This window comes from Rhodovulum strictum (genome assembly GCF_009649175.1).
Classification (GTDB): domain Bacteria; phylum Pseudomonadota; class Alphaproteobacteria; order Rhodobacterales; family Rhodobacteraceae; genus Rhodovulum; species Rhodovulum strictum.
The window spans coordinates 1-16,662 of sequence record NZ_WJPO01000007.1; the positions used below are offsets into that span (position 1 = coordinate 1).

The window sequence follows — 16,662 nt, forward strand, 5'->3', positions numbered from 1 at the left end:
GCCTCGACGCCCGCGTTCAAGGCCAGCAGGTTGGTCTGGAACGCGATGTCGTCGATCACGCCGATGATCTGGCCGATCTCGTCCGAGGACCGCTTGATTTCTGACATCGCACCAATGGCATCGCTCACCACCCGGCCCGAGACCTCGGCATCGCCGCGCGCGGCTGACACGACCCGCTCGACCTCGGCCGCACCGTCGGCCGCCGCCCGCACGCTCGCGGTCAGTTCGTCCAGCGCGGCGGCGGTTTCCTCCAGCGTCGCGGCCTGGTTCTCGGTGCGCTGCGACAGATCGTCCGAGGCGGTGCCGATTTCCTCGGCGCGGGCGTGGATATGGTCGGCACTTTCGACCACCGCCATCAGCATCTCGCGCAGCGTCGTCAGGGTCTTGTTGTAATTGGCGCGAATCGGCTCGAACCCGTAGGGGAAGCGTTCCTCCAGCGTGCAGGTCAGATCCCCCTCGGCCAGCCCCTTCATGGCTTCGTCCAGCTTGCGGGTGACGATCTCCTGCGCCGCCCGGTCCCGCTCGCGCCGGGTTTCGGCCTCTTCGGCGGCGGCCAGCTTGTCGCGGTATTCGACCAGCGTGCGGCCAAGCGTTCCGATCTCGTCGCGGCGGCCGGCCACGGCAACGGCGGTGCTGTAATCGCCACCGGCCACGCGCTTCATCGACTCGACGAAACTTGCCAGCGGCCTTGTGATGGTGCGCGCCCCGGCCAGGCTTACCGCGGTTGCCAGCACCACCGCGATGGCCGCGATCAGGATCATCCTGTCGCGAAACCGCGCCAGACCGGCCATGTACTCGGCCTTGTCCAGTTCCGCCACAAGGGTCCAGTCCGCCCAGTCCAGCGCCAGCGGCAGGCTGAGCACCAGACTTTCGGCCCCGGACACACCCGCGACACCGTGGAAATAGCCCGTCGAGCCAGAGCGAAGCGCCCGGATATGCGGCACGTCCGGCAGCGCGTCGAACACCTGGAAACGGCCCGCAAAGCGCGAATTCGTGCGCGCCCGCCCGTCCGATCCGACGATGAACATGTCCCCCAGCGTGCCGATCCCGGCCGCGGCCGTGGCAAGCGCGGACAGCCGGTCCAGCGGCAGCTGGATCGCCAGCACCCCGACCCGGTCATCGCCATTGGCAAAGACCGGCGCGGCCATGAACGCCGCCGGGGCGCCCGCGCTTGGCGCATAGGGTTCGAAATCAGAGGCGATCACGCTGCGCGGCGGGGCCTTGAGCGCGGCGGCAAAGACCCTGCCCAGCCCGGTTTCCGCATTCGGGCCGGTTGCGAAATTCTCGCCGAAATCGGACTCCTTGACGACGGTATAGACCAGGTTCCCGGCCGGATCGAACAGGAAGATGTCATAATAGCCAAAGGTTTGCAGCGTCTCGCGCATCACCGGATGGATGCGCCTGTGCGCCGCGCTGTAACTGGTGCCGTCCCGCGCATCGTCCAGATCCTGCGCGGACGGGTTCGGGTTTTCGGTGACATAGGCCGCCCGGGCACGCGCCATCGCGTCCGGCGGCCCCGCCAGCGCCTGGCGGAAGTCCAGGATCGATTCGCTGCTGAACGGGTTCGCCGCGTCGGCGATCAGCTGGGCGCGGATCTGCTCGATCCAGGCTTCGATGCGCGCCGCCTGATCGCGCGCGACGAACTCGATCCGTTGCTCGGCATCGTGTTTCTGCTCATGCGCCGCCTGCTGATAGGCGACCAGACCCATCAGCCCCGTCACCAGAAGGATGACAAGCGCGTTCGAGAACGGCAGACGATAGCGGATCGGGAATTCCAGCAGAGCCTTGAACATCGTTACCTGCACCGGATGCAATCGGGTTGGACAATTGCGCAGGTCGTAGCGCGCCTTGCCTTTACAGGCGGTTAAGGCGCGTCCGGGCGGCTCAGGCCCGTGTGCGGGGTTCCTTCCAGCGGCGATGGGTCCACAGCCACTGGCCCATATGCGCACGCACCCGGGCCTCCAGGCTGTCATTCAGCGCCTGGGTCATCGTCACATCATCCGAATGCGGCACCGGCTCTTCGACCACCACGCGAAAGGACAGCCCGTCAGGCTGGCGGATCGCATAGATCGGCACCAGCAGCGCATCGTATTTCAGCGCCATCTGCGCCGCCGACAGCGCGGTGAACGCCGGGCGGCCGAAAAAGCGCAGCCGCGCGCCATGGCCCATATGCTGGTCGATCAGCAGCGCCAGCAGCCCGCCCTGTTTCAGATGCCGCACCATCGCGGCGAACCCCTGCCGCCCGCGCGGGAAAAGCGGCTCTCCGGTGGCGCGGATCGCGGCCTCGTAGCGGGCGTTGAACAGCCGGTTGTTCATCGGCCGGAACAGCGCCCCCACATCGAAACCGCGCAGGATCAGCCCCGCGCGGAACACGTCGTAATTGCCGAAATGGCCCGACACGGCGACCACCGCCCGGCCCTTGGCCCGCGCCGCCTCCAGCGCGGCCAGCCCAGGCCCCTCGAACGGCGTCTGCCCGGCCAGTTGCAGCAGATCGGCGGGCGAGAACAGCTCGATCAAGGACCGGCCCATATTGTCGGGCACCTCGATTTCCAGCCGCGCGCGCGTGGCGGCGTCCAGCCCGGGACAGACCAGATCCAGATTGTCCCTGATCCGTCGGCGCATCCCCAGGACCGGCGCCGCCACCCGCGCGGTCAGCCAGCCCGCGACCGGCACGCGCCAGCGGAACGGCAAGCGCCGCAACCCCGCCAGCCCCAGCGCGACGGCGGCATCCTCCAGCCTTTCCCGCAGCGAAAAGGGCGCGTCCTGCGCCGCCTTGGCCATGCTGTGCGCTCCTGTCCTGTCGCGGCCGCGCCGTGTCCACCTGCCGGAATGGATCACGACGCTCCGGGGTCTGCCATGGCCCGGCCAGCGCCGCAAGGGTCCGCCCCCCTATCCCCGCCCCTGCTGCCCAAGCTGCCCCCGGATCGCGGCCAGCACCGCCTCGGCCGCGGGCGATCAACGCCTCCGGTTCGCTGTCGACCCCGGTTTCCCTCGCGACCTTGCCGCCTTCGTCGAGAACCAGGCCGCAGCGGCACGATCCCGTCGACACGCAATGCGCACCAAGGGCAGAGACACCCCTCTCCAGCCTCTACGACAGGCCATGACCGTGCCGATCCGCGACGCGCCCGATTACGGCATCTCTAAAGGCGGGCCTAACCCGCGATGGCAGGGTACAGCTCGATCCGCTCGGTGCCGGGACGTGACATCGCGAGTCCCATTCGCACCTGCCAGGCCAACCGGCGCATCCGGTGATAAATGGTGCCGCGACTGGGGCGCGCCACCGACGAAATCGCGCTGGCGACGTCGATAGGCGGCGCCAGCCCGTAGCGCGCAGCCATGTCGATCTGGATCGCCTGCGCGGGTGCCGCCTGCCATCGCCGCAGGCCGGGTGTTTCGACCAGGACAGCATCGGCAAGCGCCGGAACCGCCTGAGACCGCGTGATCAGCTTACACGCGCCTTCGGGCCGCAGCAGATAGGCCGCCGCACCCGTTCGGTCCAACCAAAGGCGCCGAATCCCAGCGAGTTTCGGATGTGGCGCGCCGATGAGCTTCTTGCGGCCACGGGTCTCCAGGCTCAGATGCTCGACCCCGGTCAACCCGGCAGCTTGCGCGGCAAGTCGGGCGGCCCCGGGCATCAGCCAGGCATCGTCTTCCAGAATCAGGACGGGAACCCCAAGGGCGATCACCCGCCGCCATGCCGCACGGTGGGAGAGAAGGGTTGCCTTCTCGACATCGCGCAGGGGGCGCTGCCAACGCTCCCATGACAGATCCTCACTCCGCGCAGAGAGGTCGGCGACCGTCACGGCGGGCACCACTTCCAGGTCCAGCCCCAGCCGCGCGGCTTGCTCGCGTTGAAACGCAAGCCGCCCGGTCTCGCAGGCAAGGTTGATGACGAGCGCCCGCATTCACCTAGCCGCCAAAGTTGCCGGAGAAGACGCGCAGATAGGCGTCGACCACCGCGTCCTTGCTGAAGTACTCGTCCAGCCGGGCACGGGAATTCGAGACGAAGGATGCAGCCAGGGCCTTGTCGTCCCGAATGCGCGCCAGGCCCGCGCTGATCGCGACATCGTCGTCAATCGCGGCAAGGATGCCGTCGATGCCGTCGCGCATGTACCAATCCGGGCCCTCGGATCGGGTCGAGACCGAGGGGACGCCCGCAGCCCAGGCCTCAAGGAGCGTGTTGCCCAGCGGTTCGTGGCGTGAGGGCATGACGAAGGCATCCGCCGCCGCGATGAAGTGGATCGGCTCGGCCACCCAGCCGGTGAAGCGCACTCGGTCGGCCAGCCCGAGTTTCCGGGCCAGGTCCTCAAGGGCTTGGCGCTGTTCGCCTTCTCCGAGAAGCCACAGCCAGGCGCCGGGCAACCGGGCAATTGCGCGGATCAGCACGTCGAAGCCCTTGTGTGGCACGAAACGGCCGCTGGCGGCGACCAGAAAGGCATCTGCGGGTGTGTCCAGGCTCTCACGGGAAACCGGCTGCGGTACAACTTCGCGCGCGAAGTTGGAAATCGTCAGCACCGGCCGCTCCCAGCCAAGGTCCAGACAGCGGCGGGCAATGCCAGGAACGTTGCCAACAAGCACGTCGCAGTGGCCGAAGTGCTTCAGGTTCTTCGGAAAGTCACCCATCCGGGCCAGCTTGACCACGCCAGGCCAGGAATGCATCAGGCGTCCGGCCCGCGGCATCCATGCCATGACGGCATCTGGTTGCCAGCGCCGCACCAGCCATTCCACCTGGGCATGGGCTACCAGCGACATGGGCGAAACGCGGCTGAAATTGTTGCGGATCACTGGCCCCAGTTCAGCTATCTCAGCCTCCCAGGTCCGGTTAGGTCGCATGACGAAGCGCTGTTCCAGGCCGCGTGCAGCCAGTGCCTGGGCGAGATTGACAAAGAACCGCTCGGCTCCTCCCTCCTTGCCGAAATGGAAGTGCAGCACGCGCCGGGCGGTCATGTGTGCCACCCCTCGCGGGCGCGGTGTCGGGCCAGTGCCCGGCGGTAACGCAGGTTGTAACCCAGCCTGTGCAGCAGCTGTCCCAGCCCTTTGCGCCGGCCCTCTCGGCGGGCGCGGCCGACGGTGCCGGTGATGGCTTGCTGGTCGCCCAGAACGACCGGAGGCGGCAGAACCAGGGCGACACGCAAGCCCGTCTCCCAGACGAATTTCTGGTCTTCGTCCACAGGGCGGAAGAACGGCAGCGCTCGCGCCGCCAAACCGGCTGCTGCGGCCTTTGTCAGGCCATAACCGATCAGGCAGGTCGGCACCCGGTACGGAATGCCGATGCGGAACCCATGCACCAGCTCACGCCCCCCGCCCAGCGAAACGGTCGGGTCGAGCGTGAAGAGCTTGACCATGTCCCAGTCACCCACCTCATCCACGGACAGCGCCTCCATCACCCGCGCAAGGTCGGGCGTGGCGTCGAAGTCATCCTCGAAGACGAAGCCCCCCGGTGCGGGCCCCTCGGCGATGCACCGCCAGGCGTTGATGTGCGAAAGGTAGCAACCGATCTCGGCGGGAACAAGCGGCTGGCGCCCGTCGCGTGCGTTTCGTCGGGCGTCGTAGACCCCGGCGATTTCATCGGGGGACAGCTTCCAGCCGTTCACCGCCTCGATCCGCTGGAACGCCACCCCCTGCGTCCCGAACACCCGGCTGACAGCGGCTAGCCGGGCGGTGTTTTCGGCCAGGTTGATGACGTGGACGGGCCACATGGACTAGCTTACCCTGCTGAAGCGAATGTTCTTCTGTATGCGTCCGACAACCGCGAATCCCCGAGCGCAGACGTCGTCGATCATCGCCTGCGTCGGCGCATCACCCACAATGTGGGGGTGCAATTCCACAATCACCTCGCGCAGACCGGACAGGTCAGCAGCGCGCAACAGGTCTATCTCGGCGCCCTCGACGTCCATCACCAGGACAGTGGCACCTTCGTCCATCAGCACGCGGTTGATAGGGTCGCTTGGGACAGTCACCTGCTGAGCCTGGAGCCCGCGGTCGTAGACCGAGGACGACACCACGTTCTCGTTTCGGAAAAACGTGATCGGCGCGCCGTCTACTGTCACAGCACGTAGCCGAAGTCGCGGGGTGATGTTGTTCAGCGCAAAATTCTCGACGATCACCGGTTCCAGAGCAGCATTGGCCTCGAAAGAGGTTACGTTGCCAACCCCAGCCAGCCGGTTGCAAAGCAGGCTCACGACCCCCACGCCGGCGCCGATCTCGACCACCTTGTCGCCCCGCCGCAGCGCAGCGCGCACCAGGCAGCGTTCGGGCGCTTCGTAGCTCCCTTTGATGATGGCGGTGGCGACCGAGCGGTGCACCCTGGCCGGATCACAAACAAGCCTCAGGCCGTCAAGAGTGGTGGTCTTGCGCCCGGTGATGCGGTGCCAGGCAAGGCGCAGACTGCGGAATGGCGACTTCGGAGCATTTGGCGCGGGCGCAGTCATTACTTGGTTCCGATCATGTACCAGCCCGGAGAGGTTCCGCAGATGCTTTCGCCGCGGCGCCCCGAGATGGTGGTGCCGCGCAACAGCAGCTTGGCTGTGAGAACGTCCAGAAGCATGGCGAGGTGCATCCGAAACCGCGGAGATGGCCCGTACAGACCCGGAACCACAGCTGCGGTGGAGCGCCTGCCCCAGACAAGAGGCGAAAGCAGCAGCGCCGAGAACCCGGTGCGTCCAAAGCTTTCCCGCCACCAGTTGGGTGTCGCGCGGAAATAGTCGTCCGGGTGGCCGTGGATACGGAACATGAAGGGCACGATCACATGCACCTCGCCGCCCGGCCGGACGACGCGGTGCAGTTCCTTCAGGACGGCCATGGCGTCGTAGATGTGTTCCAGCGTGTTGAAACAGATCGCGGCGTCGAAGCTGTCGTCGGCCAGCGGCAGCGGCTGACCCGGCTGCACCAGATGGGTGGGTTCAATCCTGGGGTCGATGTTTACGGACTCCAGATTGACCCCTTCAGGCAGCAGCGGCAGGTAGTCGGCGTTCCTGCCACCGCCCATGTCCAGAACCCGGCCCGACAATCTCACCGATGCGAGCCGTTCGTATTCGAGCATCCGAAGCAGAGATTGTCCCGGATGCGCCCAGGTCAGCTTGCGCCAGCGCTCCAGCGTGGGCACGGGAGGCGGGACATAGGTGTAGTCCATGGCGGGCGGCCTTCTGCCTGACGAACCTCTTGCCGTTTGTACCTATTAGCGGCCAGTTCGTGCCCCGCCAAGGGCCAACCGAGACCTTGCCCGAGTCTCTCACGCATCTTCCTCGGCCAACAACCGCTGATAGATCGCAACCAGCGCCCCGGCTTCGGTATGGATGTCGAACTGGCGTTCGACATGGGTCCGCGCGGCGGCGCGGAAGCGGTCCAGCCGGGCCGGGTCGGCCAGCAGTTCCGCCGCGGCCCGTTCCAGCCGCTCTGCCGAACCGGCATCGACCACAAAGCCCGTCTCGCCCTCGGCCACCAGTTCGCGAAAGGCACCGACATCGGCCGCGACCACCGGCACGCCGCAGGCCATCGCCTCCAGCGGCGTCAGGCCGAAACCCTCCCATCGTTGCGGCGCGACATAGACATCCAGCGCGCGGTACCAGTCGGGCATCTCCCAGACCGGCACCTCGTCGCGGAACAGGATGCGGTGCTCCATCCCGGCCGCGCGGACTCGCTGGCGCAGGTCGTCCAGGAACGCGGCGTCCTTGGGCTGCGCCCGGCCCATCACCACGGCGCGCAGGTCCGGAAACGCCGCGCACAGCCGCAGCGCGGCCTCGACGAAAAGATCGGTACCCTTCTGCGCCCGGATGCGCCCGTAGCAGCCGATCAGCAGGCCATCGGGCGCAAGGCCCAGCCGCGCGCGCACGGCGCCCCGGTCGGCCGCGGGCGAAAAGGTCGTGTTGTCGATGCCGTGACGGATCACCCGCGCCGGCCGTTCCAGATAGGCCGCCGTCTTTTCCGAGGTGGCAATGACCACATCCATCCGCCGGATAAGCCAGCGCGTCAGGCCGGTATGGTGGCGCTGCGACGCCGAGGTAAAGACCAGCCGCAGCCGCTTGCCCAGCAGATGGCGCAGGGCAAGGCCGCCGATCATCTCGACATTGCGCCGGGCGTGCCAGACCCGCCAGCCCGACGGCCCGCGGCGTGACATCAGCGGCAGCGACCACAGCGGCACCTGCGGGATGTCGGGCGGCATCGACGGGGCCGCCACCGCAAGCGGGATCATCCGCGCCTGAAGCGGCGCCAGCCGGACGACCGTCGCCGTCACCCCCGACAGCCGACGCTTGAAATTCGGCACGATCACGTCGATCACGTTCACCGAAATCATCTGCGGCTCCCTTCGGTTTGCGGCGCTGCCGGGTTGGCCTGTGCAACCGTCCTGTCGCCCCGGCCGTCGCGCGGCGCAAGCCCAAGCTGCCCCCGGATCGCGGCCAGCACCGCTTCGGCGGCGGGCGGGCGGGCGTCGAGGACGCGGCGCGCGGCGGCGGTGATCCGGGCCCGCGCCTGCGCGTCCCCCAGTTCCACAAGCCGCGCGGCGATCTCGTCCGCGGTCGCGGCGGCGATTGCGCCACCGGCCTCGGCCAGCCGGGCATGGATGCCGGGAAAGTTGAACACATGCGGGCCATGCAGCACCGCGCAATCCAGGTTGATCGGCTCATAGGGGTTGTGCCCGCCCACCGGCACCAGCGACCCGCCGACAAAGGCGACCGGGCAAAGCCGGTACCACAGGCCCATCTCGCCCATGCTGTCGGCAACATAGATCTCGGTGCCCGCCCCCGGCAGCGCCCCGGCCGAGCGCAGCGCCACCGCCCATCCCCGCGCGGCCAGCCCCTCGGCAATCGCCGGGCCGCGCTCGGGATGGCGCGGGGCGACGATCAGCAGCGCCCGCCCGGCGCCGCGGCCAAAGGCGCGCTCATGCGCCTCGGCCAGGATGTCCTCCTCGCCCGCATGGGTCGAGGCGGCCAGCCAGCACGCCCGCCCCCCCAGCGCCGCCCGCATCGTCGACAGCGCGTCGGGGTCCGCCGCCAGCGGCGGCAGGCTTTCCTTGATCGAGCCCGTCACCGCCAGCCGCCCGGCCGGAACGCCGATCGCGCGCATGACGCTGGCGGTTGCGTCCTCCTGCACCAGGATGGCGCGGAACGGCGACAGCAGCGCCCGCGCCGTGCGCGGCCAGCGCCGCCAGCGCGCCGCCGTCCGGTCCGACACCCGCGCATTGACAAGCAGCATCGGAATGGCGCGGCGGTCGGTCTCGGCCAGAAGCCGCGGCCAAAGCTCGCTTTCGACCCAGACCGCCAGATCGGGGCGCCAGTGATCCAGAAAGCGCCGCACCGCCGCCCGCGTGTCGAAGGGCGAGAACTGGTGAACCGCGCGCTCGGGCAGCAGATCGGCCAGCATCCGCGCCGAGCTGACCGTGGTCGAGGTAATCAGCACCGTCAGCGCCCGGTCCTCCTCCAGCAGCCGCCGGACAAGATCCATCAGCGACAGCGTTTCGCCCACGCTGGCGGCATGAAACCACACCACCCGCCCCGGCGGCCGCGGCAGCGTCGCACGACCCTGCCGCTCGCCCACCCGGTCGGGCAGTTCCTTGCCGCTGGCCAGCCGGCGGTTGCGCAGCCACAGATAGACCGGATCGGCAATCGCGCTGGCCGCCAGATATGCCCGCAAGACCGCTGTGCTGGTCCTCATGCCCGGTCCGTTCCCCGTCCTGTGCCGCGACGCGGCCTGCCGCCTAGCTGCGCCACGCGGAATAGAGCGCAAGGAACAGCGCAAGGGCAAACACCGCCTCGGCGCCCTCCTCCAGCAGATGCAGGCCATAACGCCAGTCGGCCCCGGCCAGCCCCGCCTTCAGGACCGCCTCGGTTCCAAGTGCGACGACCACCGCGCCGGAGGCCAGCGCAAGGAACCCGGCCCAGCGGCGCCCGTCGCGCAACCCGTTCCACAGGCACGGCACCCCCCAGCGCAGCGCCGCGAAAAGCGACCACAGCGCGACCGCGCCATAGATCGCGCCCACAAATGCGGCAAGGGACAGCCCCTGGTCGCGATAGAAGCTTTCCGTCAGCACCCGTTCGTCGAAGATCCACAGATCGCCCGGAAATTCCCGCGCGCCAAGCTGGAAGAACGAGAAGGGCAGGTACAGATAGCGCAGCCATTGCCCCGGCGGGATCAACAGCGGCGACGCCGCGGCGGCGATGAACAGCACGCTGCACGACCATACCTCGATCGGGCCCTCTTCCTCGGTCAGCGAGGCGGGCATCCCCACCGCCAGCCAGTACACCATCATTCCCGCCAGAAACGCGAGCAGGAAACCCGTGACCTGCGAAACCGTCATGCGCCGTCTTCCGAACCGACCATTCCATTCCCGGCGACCCACAACCGCCCGGATGCCCTGCCTGCCAGGGCAATCCGTCGTCATCCCATTCTGCGGCGCGGTGGTCAAGCCATCTGCGCCGCCGACAGCGCTTCCCCAAGGCCATGGCGGAGGAGCGTCAGGCGCGGCTGGCTGCTTCGGTGCGCAACCGCAGCCCGATATGCAAACGCATCACCGCCCGCAGGCGGCAGCGCTGGCGGCCTGAGGGGCGCGTTTCCCGCAGGATGCACAATGCACTGCGCAGCGCGTCCCTTGCGCCCTGCATAGCGTCCCGCGCGTTCTGCTGCGCGCTACCTGCATCGCGTCCCGCGTCCTTTGCGCCGCGTCCCGCGCGCAACGCTCAACGCCTTCTGCGCCGTGCCTTCTGCATTGCAACCCAGCGACCAGCCCCAATCCCATGCCTCAACGAAATGACTCCAAGCCCCTGATCCGCCTCCGCCGAGGCTGGGAGGCGGGGGGCTTGGAGGAAGTTGGCAAGAAATAGGAACGTATACTTCACATGCACCGCCATCGCAAACTGACCGGCGACGAACGCCGCCAGATCGTCGAGGCCGCCCGCGCGGGCTTCAGCGAACGCACCGCTCGGCGGATCAAGGGCGAGAGCGTCACCGCGCAGGCGCCGCTAGGCGGGCATGGCCGCGACCCTGGCCAGCCCCGCGCGCAGCATGGCGGGCAGATCGGGCGGCAGCGCGGCGTCAAGCTCGGCATGGGCCTGCCGCCAGGCCTCGGCGGCCTCCCGCATCAGCGCGACCCCTTCGGGCGTGATGCGCAACCGGCGCGACCGGCGATCCCCGGGGTCGGGCTCGACCGTCAACAGCCCCCGGCGGGCAAGCGGCTTGACCGCGGCCGTCAGCGTGGACGGGTCCATGCCCAGAAAGGGCGCCAGCCGTCCCATCGGCGGCGGGTCGGGCTGGTTCAGCGCCACCATCAGCGAGAACTGGCCATTGGTCAGGCCATAGGGCCTGAGCACCGTATCGAACCGCCGCGCCAGCCTGCGCGCCGCCCGCTGCACCGCCAGGCACAGACAGGTGTCGCGGATATGCAGGACGGTGTCGCGGGGCAGCAGGTCGGGGGTTGTTCCGGGCATGGAATTTTGATATCAAAGTTCCATGGCCTCCGCAACCCCGCCAGACCGATCCTCGCCTTCCCGACAGCGCCGACTGCACAGGATGAAAGGGAGACGCCCCATGACCTGCATCACCAGCTTCATCGCCGCCGTTCCGACCGCCAATCGCGACGCCTTCATCCGCCACGCCGCACTGGCGGCAGAGGCGTTCCACGATCACGGGCTGGCCTCGGCCCTCGAAGGATGGGGCGAGGACATGCAGGCGGGCGATGGCCCGTCCTTCCACGGATCGGTCCTGGCCACGGCCGATGAAACCGTGGTCTTCTCCTTCTATCGCTGGCCCGACACGGCGACACAGGACGCGGCGATGCGAACCGCCATGGCGGATCCCCGGATCGACCCGGCAACGAACCCGATGCCCTTCGACGGCAAGCGGGTGATCTGGGGGCATTTCGAACCCGTGCTGGAACTGGGCGCGCCGCAGCCGGGCGGGTTCTTCGACGGCTTCGTGATCCCGGTGCCCAGAACCGCCAGGGCCGAGTTCGAAGCCTTCGGCCGGTTCTGCGACCCGATCTTCATGGAACATGGCGCCGTCTGGATCGCCGAATGCTGGGAAACCCATGTGCCCGACGGCAAGCTGACCGACTTTCGCCGCGCCGTCGCGGCACGGCCCGACGAGGCCATCGTGTTTTCCTGGGTGCAATGGCCCGACCGCGCCGCGCGCGATGCGGGCAATGCCCGCATCTACGCCGATCCCCGCTTCGACGCCCGGACCTGCCCCTTCGACATGACGCGCATGATCGTTGGCGGGTTCGTTCCCGTGGTCCAGACCTGAGCGGGCCCCGCCGCGCCGCCGACCGTCCCATCCCGGCCGTCCCGCAGCGGGCGGGGCCGCCCCCCTTTCACCCCGTCTGGCTCAGGCCAAAGGCCGGGTGGTGGATCAGCTCGCCGCAGGGCGTGCTGGCGTCGAAGGGCAGTGCCTGAACCACCTCCGGCGGGCAGCCGGCGACGCCCAGACCGGCGAAGCACCGGAAACCGAAGCGGCCGTAATAGCCCGGATCGCCCACCAGCGCCGCGCCGCGGCAATTCAGCCGCAACCGCGCAAGCGCCTCGGCCATCAGCGCCGAGCCGATCCCCTGCCCGTGCCGCGACGGCCGCACGACCAGCGGCCCGATCAGCCCCCAGCCCTCCTGCGCCCCGATCCGCGCCATCGAGGCCGCCAGATAGCCGAGGATCTCGCCCCGCTCCTCGGCCACCAGCGACAGCACAAGGGCGCGCTCGGCCCGCAACGCCTCGACGATGCGCGCCTCGGTTCCGGTGGCCTCTGCCAGCAGCCCCAGCGCCTCGGTGACAAGCGCGCCGATTGCCGGGATGTCGCCTTCGGTTTCGTTTCGGATCAGCATGTTACATCCCCTGATTGTCAAGTTGCGCGCGCACCGACAGGCGGCCGCGTTTCGAGATGCGATAAGGGCTGCCCGAGCGGGATTCGATCAGCCGTTTCCGCCGCAGCCGGTTGAAAAGGACCAGGTCGAACCCGGCAAGGATCATCCCCTCGCGGGTCACGCAGGTCACGGCGATCACCCTGGGGCCACCGTCGCGTTCGTGCAGGATGCGCCCACCAAGGGCCAGAACGTGCAGCGCACGTTGTTCGGGTCGTGAGATATTCATGGAAGTCTCGTGTGGCAAACGGAATTACCCGGGCGCACAGGCACCCGGCCGGTTCACTTCACAGGGCTCTCCGCGGATCGGAGAGCCTTGTCACACAAGCTCTGACATCCAGTCTCCATCAAACGGGCAACGACCAGCGCCGTCACCCGCCGCAATCGCTAGCAAACCCGCCCCCGGCGAACAACCCCGCGGCGCCGAAACGCCGCCACCTGTGTGCCGGACGACACGCCCTCAGCGCGCCCGGGCCGTGAACACGTCGCGCCCGGCCTGCGTCTCGACCGAAACGGCCTCGAACCCCGCTTCATCCAGGGCGGCACACCACAGCGCGCGGGGAAACAGGCCGAACCGGGCATGGTCATGCGCAACCAGCACCCGCCCGTCCGCCGCGCGCAGAAGATAGACGATATCCGTCTCGCACGAGGCACCGTCCGACCCCATGCGCACCCATTCCATGTAACGCATCCCCCGGCCCCCGGCATCGCTTCCGCCCTGGCTGGTCTGCGGCGCGAAACATTCGATTGTCGCATCCGGGCAGAACACCCCGACACCCCCCGGCACAAGATGCGCGCGCGCCGTGGCCAGCGCGGCCTTCAGATCGTCCAGCCCTTCCATGTGGCTGATCGCGTCAAAGATCAGCACGGCATCGAACCGCTCGTCCAGCCGCAGGCTGCGCATGTCGCCCGGCACATGGCGGCAGTCGGGGTTCAGTCGGCGGCTGAGATCCAGCATGCGCGGCGCGCAATCGACAAGCGTCATCTCGAAGCCGTGCTTCAGATGCCAGGCCAGATGACCGCCGCCCGCACCAAGTTCCAGCACCCGCAGCCGCCGCCCCGACCGGCCCGGATCAAGCAGGCGGGCAATGCCGGCCGCTTCCTCGGCATAGTCGGCGGGCGGCGACATCAGCGGCCACCAGTCGGACAATTCGTCGTAAAGCCTCATCCGCGGCCCCGCATCCTTGCCCCCGCCGCGTCAGGGCAGCAGGATCGTGCTGCCGGTCGTGGCGCGGGCTTCCATCCGGCGATGCGCCTCGGCCACGTCGGCCAGCGCGAATTCCTGCCCGATGCGGATCGCGACCTTGCCGGTCTCGACCATCCCGAACAGTTGCGCCGCCATCGCCTGACAATCCTCGTGCCGGGCGATATGGGTGAACAGCGTCGGCCGCGTCAGTTGCAGGCTGCCCTTGGCGCCCAGGATGGACAGATCGAAGGGCGGCACCTTGCCCGAGGCATTGCCGAAGCTGATCATCATGCCCACCGGCCGCAGGCAGTCGAGCGAGCGGTCAAACGTCGCCGCACCGATCGAATCCATCACCACATCGACGCCGCGCCCCTCGGTCAGGTCGCGCACGCGGGAAACGAAATCCTCGCGCTCGTAATTGATCGTCTCGGCCGCGCCATGCGCGCGCGCAAGGGCGCATTTCTCGTCCGTGCCCGCGGTGCCGATCAGCCTGATGCCCATCGCCCGCGCCCATTGGCAGGCGATCAGCCCCACGCCGCCCGCGGCCGCGTGAAACAGCACCGTATCGCCGGATTTCAGCGGCACCGTGCGGTGAAACAGGTATTGCACCGTCAGCCCCTGCAACATCATCGCCGCGGCGGTGCGAAAGTCGATGCTGTCGGGCAGGCGGCAGACCTGCGCCGCGTGCATCACCCGCACGTCGCAATAGGCGCCCGGGGGCGCGGCGGCATAGGCCACGCGGTCGCCGACGGCCAGATGGGTCACGCCCTCGCCCACCGCCTCGACCACGCCCGCGCCTTCCATGCCCGGCACCTGCGGCAGCGGCATCGGATAGACGCCAGAGCGCTGGTAGATGTCGATATAGTTCAGCCCGCAGGCATGATGGCGGATGCGCAACTCGCCCGGGCCGGGCGCGCCCACCTCGCGGGTGACAAGTTTCAGCACCTCGGGGCCGCCGGGGGTCTCAAAGATGATGGCGCGGGTCTGGGTCATCTTGCTGTCCTTCTGAACAGGTCGGCATGGGTCTTGCGCAACTCGGCCTTCTGCACCTTGCCCATGGCGTTGCGCGGCAGTTCGGGCAGGACGACATATTCCCGGGGCTGCTTGTAGCGCGCAAGCCTTTCGGACAGCGCCGCCCGGATCGCGCCCGGGTCCGGCCCCGCCCCGGCCGCGGCCAGCACGGCCACCACCGCCTCGCCCAGATCGGGATGGGGCAGGCCGATCACCGCGCTTTCCAGAACGCCCGGCATCTCGTCCAGCACCAGTTCGACCTCCTTGGGATAGACGTTGTAGCCGCCCGAGATGATCAGATCCTTGGCCCGGCCCACGATGGTCACATAGCCCTGATCGTCGATCACGCCCAGATCGCCGGTGATGAAGTAACCGTCCGGGCGGAACTCGGCCGCGGTCTTTTCGGGCATCTGCCAATAGCCCTGGAACACGTTCGGCCCGCGCACCTCGATCATGCCGGTCTCGCCCGGCGCCAGTTCCGCCCCGGTCTCCGGGTCCACGATCCGCAGATCGACATCCGGCAGCGCCAGCCCCACCGTCCCGGCCCGCCGCGCACCGTCGCAGGGGTTCGAGGTCAGCATGTTGGTTTCGGTCATCCCGTAGCGTTCCAGGATCGCATGGCCCGTGCGCTCGGCCCAGGCATGATGGGTTTCCGCCAGCAGCGGGGCCGAGCCCGACACGAACAGCCGCATATGCCCGACCGTTCCGCGCCCCAGCCGCGGATCGTCCAGCAACCGGGTGTAGAAGGTCGGAACGCCCATCATCGCCGTTGCCCGCGGCAGCAGCGCGAAAACCTGCTCGATGTCGAATTTCGGCAGAAAGATCATCTGCCCGCCCGACAGCAGCACCACGTTGCTGGCCACGAACAGCCCATGGGTGTGAAAGATCGGCAGGGCATGCAGCAGCACATCGGCTTCGGTGAACCGCCACAGGTCGACCAGCGTGCGCGCGTTCGACAACAGGTTGCGATGGCTCATCATCGCGCCCTTGGACCGCCCCGTGGTGCCCGAGGTATATAGCAGCGCCGCCAGATCCTCCGGCCCGCGCGGCTCGGGCGTCAGGCTGTCGGGCCCGGCATCCGCCAGCGCATCGAAACTGCCGCCCGGCCCCAGGCTTTCCAGCCGCAGGCCCAGCCGTTCGGCCAGCGGGGTCAGCGCCGCCACCCGGTCGGGATCGACCAGCAGCAGCCGGGCGCCGCAATCGGTGACGAAATATTCCAGCTCATCCGCCGTATAGGCCGGGTTCAGCGGCAGGAAGACCGCCCCCGTCGCCACCGCGGCCCCATAACAGGCCAGCATCTGCGGTGTCTTGGACGCCTGCACCGCGATCCGCTCGCCCGCCGCAAGGCCCATGGCCCGCAGCGCATTGCCGAACCGCGCGATCATCCGGTGAAACCCGTCCGCACTGACCGCGCTGCCATCGGGCAGGATCAGAAAGGGCCGCTCCTGCCCCGCAAGCGGGGCGAACAGCGCATCGTAAAGCGGGTTGGCCATCGGTCGGACCTCCTGTTCGGGCGGCGCAGACCTGCCGCCCCCGTCTGTTGAGCAGGATCGGCCCGCATCGGCAAGAGCACGAACAGGTTCCCCCGGATGCGCCCCTTGCCCTGTCGGCCCGGAATCGCAGGATC

The 16,662-nt window shown here is 68.5% G+C and carries 17 protein-coding genes; 1 reads left to right on the plus strand and 16 read right to left on the minus strand.

From position 1 onward, the window contains the following. The 11 genes from GH815_RS06330 to GH815_RS06380 all read right to left on the minus strand — a co-directional run. Positions 1–1,793: methyl-accepting chemotaxis protein (locus tag GH815_RS06330; protein WP_170290303.1), on the minus strand; the 1,793-nt coding region annotated here is incomplete at its 3' end. Positions 1,794–1,884: 91 nt separating this feature from the next. Continuing rightward, entirely contained in the window at positions 1,885–2,781 is an 897-nt protein-coding gene (locus GH815_RS06335) for a lysophospholipid acyltransferase family protein (protein ID WP_153747918.1), read from the minus strand. Positions 2,782–3,152: 371 nt separating this feature from the next. Next, complete coding sequence (locus GH815_RS06340) at positions 3,153–3,905, minus strand: glycosyltransferase family 25 protein (protein ID WP_153747919.1); 753 nt, start codon at positions 3,903–3,905, stop codon at positions 3,153–3,155. A 4-nt stretch (positions 3,906–3,909) separates the two neighbouring features. Continuing rightward, entirely contained in the window at positions 3,910–4,947 is a 1,038-nt protein-coding gene (locus tag GH815_RS06345; RefSeq protein WP_153747920.1) for a glycosyltransferase, read from the minus strand. Continuing rightward, positions 4,944–5,699 (minus strand): glycosyltransferase family 25 protein, encoded by a 756-nt coding sequence (locus tag GH815_RS06350; protein WP_153747921.1) that lies wholly within the window; start codon positions 5,697–5,699, stop codon positions 4,944–4,946. The genes GH815_RS06345 and GH815_RS06350 overlap by 4 nt, the downstream gene beginning before the upstream one ends. Before the next feature lie 3 nt (positions 5,700–5,702). Beyond that, the gene (locus tag GH815_RS06355) at positions 5,703–6,431 is read right to left on the minus strand and encodes an FkbM family methyltransferase (RefSeq protein WP_153747922.1); all 729 of its coding nucleotides are present in this window, start codon (positions 6,429–6,431) and stop codon (positions 5,703–5,705) included. Then, positions 6,431–7,132: a class I SAM-dependent methyltransferase gene (locus tag GH815_RS06360; RefSeq protein WP_153747923.1), complete on the minus strand. Its 702-nt coding sequence runs from the start codon at positions 7,130–7,132 to the stop codon at positions 6,431–6,433. Before GH815_RS06360 ends, GH815_RS06355 begins: the two co-directional genes overlap by 1 nt. Positions 7,133–7,231: 99 nt before the next feature. Then, positions 7,232–8,293, minus strand: a complete 1,062-nt coding sequence (locus GH815_RS06365; protein WP_153747924.1) for a glycosyltransferase family 4 protein — start codon at positions 8,291–8,293, stop codon at positions 7,232–7,234. Then, positions 8,290–9,651 carry a 3-deoxy-D-manno-octulosonic acid transferase gene (locus GH815_RS06370; protein ID WP_170290304.1) on the minus strand — a complete coding sequence of 454 codons (1,362 nt, stop codon included), beginning with the start codon at positions 9,649–9,651 and terminating at the stop codon, positions 8,290–8,292. The genes GH815_RS06365 and GH815_RS06370 overlap by 4 nt, the downstream gene beginning before the upstream one ends. A gap of 43 nt (positions 9,652–9,694) precedes the next feature. Then, on the minus strand, positions 9,695–10,294 hold the full coding sequence (locus GH815_RS06375; RefSeq protein WP_153747926.1) for a hypothetical protein: 600 nt from the start codon (positions 10,292–10,294) through the stop codon (positions 9,695–9,697). A 661-nt stretch (positions 10,295–10,955) separates the two neighbouring features. Then, positions 10,956–11,420 (minus strand): MarR family winged helix-turn-helix transcriptional regulator, encoded by a 465-nt coding sequence (locus tag GH815_RS06380; RefSeq protein WP_153747927.1) that lies wholly within the window; start codon positions 11,418–11,420, stop codon positions 10,956–10,958. 100 nt (positions 11,421–11,520) lie between these two features. On the opposite strand from GH815_RS06380, the gene GH815_RS06385 reads away from it, so the two are divergent. After that, a complete protein-coding gene (locus tag GH815_RS06385; protein WP_153747928.1) occupies positions 11,521–12,234 on the plus strand; it encodes a DUF1428 domain-containing protein in 714 nt (237 codons plus the stop codon). A 67-nt stretch (positions 12,235–12,301) separates the two neighbouring features. Here the strand turns inward: GH815_RS06385 and GH815_RS06390 are convergent, their stop codons facing one another. From GH815_RS06390 to GH815_RS06410, 5 genes are all read right to left on the minus strand, one after another. Beyond that, positions 12,302–12,802 carry a GNAT family N-acetyltransferase gene (locus GH815_RS06390; RefSeq protein ID WP_153747929.1) on the minus strand — a complete coding sequence of 167 codons (501 nt, stop codon included), beginning with the start codon at positions 12,800–12,802 and terminating at the stop codon, positions 12,302–12,304. Position 12,803: 1 nt separating this feature from the next. Further along, positions 12,804–13,067 (minus strand): YjhX family toxin, encoded by a 264-nt coding sequence (locus GH815_RS06395; RefSeq protein WP_153747930.1) that lies wholly within the window; start codon positions 13,065–13,067, stop codon positions 12,804–12,806. A 231-nt stretch (positions 13,068–13,298) separates the two neighbouring features. Then, positions 13,299–14,006, minus strand: coding sequence for a class I SAM-dependent methyltransferase (locus GH815_RS06400; protein WP_153747931.1), 708 nt, complete (start codon positions 14,004–14,006; stop codon positions 13,299–13,301). 30 nt (positions 14,007–14,036) lie between these two features. Continuing rightward, a complete protein-coding gene (locus tag GH815_RS06405; protein WP_153747932.1) occupies positions 14,037–15,017 on the minus strand; it encodes a quinone oxidoreductase family protein in 981 nt (326 codons plus the stop codon). After that, positions 15,014–16,528: a malonate--CoA ligase gene (locus GH815_RS06410; RefSeq protein ID WP_153747933.1), complete on the minus strand. Its 1,515-nt coding sequence runs from the start codon at positions 16,526–16,528 to the stop codon at positions 15,014–15,016. The genes GH815_RS06405 and GH815_RS06410 overlap by 4 nt, the downstream gene beginning before the upstream one ends. Between the last annotated feature and the right edge of the window lie 134 nt (positions 16,529–16,662).

Bases quoted from the DNA above. Each gene is read 5' to 3' on its own strand.
- GH815_RS06380 (WP_153747927.1), bottom strand. From the start codon at position 11,420: ATGCCCGGAACAACCCCCGACCTGCTGCCCCGCGACACCGTCCTGCAT.
- GH815_RS06385 (WP_153747928.1), top strand. From the start codon at position 11,521: ATGACCTGCATCACCAGCTTCATCGCCGCCGTTCCGACCGCCAATCGC.
- GH815_RS06350 (WP_153747921.1), bottom strand. From the start codon at position 5,699: ATGTGGCCCGTCCACGTCATCAACCTGGCCGAAAACACCGCCCGGCTA.
- GH815_RS06360 (WP_153747923.1), bottom strand. From the start codon at position 7,132: ATGGACTACACCTATGTCCCGCCTCCCGTGCCCACGCTGGAGCGCTGG.
- GH815_RS06395 (WP_153747930.1), bottom strand. From the start codon at position 13,067: ATGAATATCTCACGACCCGAACAACGTGCGCTGCACGTTCTGGCCCTT.
- GH815_RS06405 (WP_153747932.1), bottom strand. From the start codon at position 15,017: ATGACCCAGACCCGCGCCATCATCTTTGAGACCCCCGGCGGCCCCGAG.
- GH815_RS06335 (WP_153747918.1), bottom strand. From the start codon at position 2,781: ATGGCCAAGGCGGCGCAGGACGCGCCCTTTTCGCTGCGGGAAAGGCTG.
- GH815_RS06370 (WP_170290304.1), bottom strand. From the start codon at position 9,651: ATGAGGACCAGCACAGCGGTCTTGCGGGCATATCTGGCGGCCAGCGCG.
- GH815_RS06365 (WP_153747924.1), bottom strand. From the start codon at position 8,293: ATGATTTCGGTGAACGTGATCGACGTGATCGTGCCGAATTTCAAGCGT.
- GH815_RS06345 (WP_153747920.1), bottom strand. From the start codon at position 4,947: ATGACCGCCCGGCGCGTGCTGCACTTCCATTTCGGCAAGGAGGGAGGA.
- GH815_RS06355 (WP_153747922.1), bottom strand. From the start codon at position 6,431: ATGACTGCGCCCGCGCCAAATGCTCCGAAGTCGCCATTCCGCAGTCTG.
- GH815_RS06390 (WP_153747929.1), bottom strand. From the start codon at position 12,802: ATGCTGATCCGAAACGAAACCGAAGGCGACATCCCGGCAATCGGCGCG.
- GH815_RS06410 (WP_153747933.1), bottom strand. From the start codon at position 16,528: ATGGCCAACCCGCTTTACGATGCGCTGTTCGCCCCGCTTGCGGGGCAG.
- GH815_RS06400 (WP_153747931.1), bottom strand. From the start codon at position 14,006: ATGAGGCTTTACGACGAATTGTCCGACTGGTGGCCGCTGATGTCGCCG.
- GH815_RS06375 (WP_153747926.1), bottom strand. From the start codon at position 10,294: ATGACGGTTTCGCAGGTCACGGGTTTCCTGCTCGCGTTTCTGGCGGGA.
- GH815_RS06340 (WP_153747919.1), bottom strand. From the start codon at position 3,905: ATGCGGGCGCTCGTCATCAACCTTGCCTGCGAGACCGGGCGGCTTGCG.